This window comes from Janthinobacterium sp. PC23-8, assembly GCF_002250505.1.
Taxonomy (GTDB): domain Bacteria; phylum Pseudomonadota; class Gammaproteobacteria; order Burkholderiales; family Burkholderiaceae_D; genus Janthinobacterium.
Genome location: NZ_NJGY01000001.1, coordinates 3223666 through 3225035, shown reverse-complemented (window position 1 = coordinate 3225035; position 1370 = coordinate 3223666). Strand labels below are relative to the sequence as shown.

Annotated in this window: 1 other annotated feature (running past one end of the window). The window is 51.6% G+C overall.

What is annotated here, in order from left to right:
- Positions 1 to 17: 17 nt before the first annotated feature.
- Positions 18 to 1370, bottom strand: a sequence feature (mutual gap in cmsearch alignment for this rRNA model is longer than 100) (it continues 1722 nt past the right edge of the window).

The window sequence follows — 1370 nt, the reverse complement described above, 5'->3', positions numbered from 1 at the left end:
GCACCTGCTAAGGTTATAGGGACAAGCCGTACGGGCAATTAGTACTGGTTAGCTTAATGCATTACTGCACTTCCACACCCAGCCTATCAACGTCCTGGTCTCGAACGACCCTTCAAAGAGCTCAAGGCTCTGGGAAATCTCATCTCAAGGCAAGTTTCCCGCTTAGATGCTTTCAGCGGTTATCTCTTCCGAACTTAGCTACCCGGCAATGCCACTGGCGTGACAACCGGTACACCAGAGGTTCGTCCACTCCGGTCCTCTCGTACTAGGAGCAGCCCCCTTCAAATTTCCAACGCCCACGGCAGATAGGGACCAAACTGTCTCACGACGTTTTAAACCCAGCTCACGTACCACTTTAAATGGCGAACAGCCATACCCTTGGGACCGGCTACAGCCCCAGGATGTGATGAGCCGACATCGAGGTGCCAAACTCCCCCGTCGATATGAACTCTTGGGAGGAATCAGCCTGTTATCCCCAGAGTACCTTTTATCCGTTGAGCGATGGCCCTTCCATACAGAACCACCGGATCACTATGTCCTACTTTCGTACCTGCTCGACTTGTCAGTCTCGCAGTTAAGCACGCTTATGCCATTGCACTATCAACACGATGTCCGACCGTATCTAGCGTACCTTCGAACTCCTCCGTTACACTTTAGGAGGAGACCGCCCCAGTCAAACTGCCTACCATGCACTGTCCCCGATCCGGATAACGGACCAAGGTTAGAACCTCAAACAAACCAGGGTGGTATTTCAAGGTTGGCTCCACGAGAACTGGCGTCCCCGCTTCAAAGCCTCCCACCTATCCTACACAGATTGGTTCAAAGTCCAATGCAAAGCTACAGTAAAGGTTCATGGGGTCTTTCCGTCTAGCCGCGGGTAGATTGCATCATCACAAACATTTCAACTTCGCTGAGTCTCGGGAGGAGACAGTGTGGCCATCGTTACGCCATTCGTGCAGGTCGGAACTTACCCGACAAGGAATTTCGCTACCTTAGGACCGTTATAGTTACGGCCGCCGTTTACTGGGACTTCAATCAAGAGCTTGCACCCCATCATTTAATCTTCCAGCACCGGGCAGGCGTCACACCCTATACGTCCACTTTCGTGTTTGCAGAGTGCTGTGTTTTTATTAAACAGTCGCAGCCACCAGTTTATTGCAACCCTTTCACCCTTCTGGAGTAAACCAGTCAAGCTACCGGGGCGTACCTTTTCCCGAAGTTACGGTACCAATTTGCCGAGTTCCTTCTCCCGAGTTCTCTCAAGCGCCTTAGAATACTCATCTCGCCCACCTGTGTCGGTTTGCGGTACGGTCTCGTATGACTGAAGCTTAGAGGCTTTTCTTGGAACCACTTCCGATTGCTTCATGCAC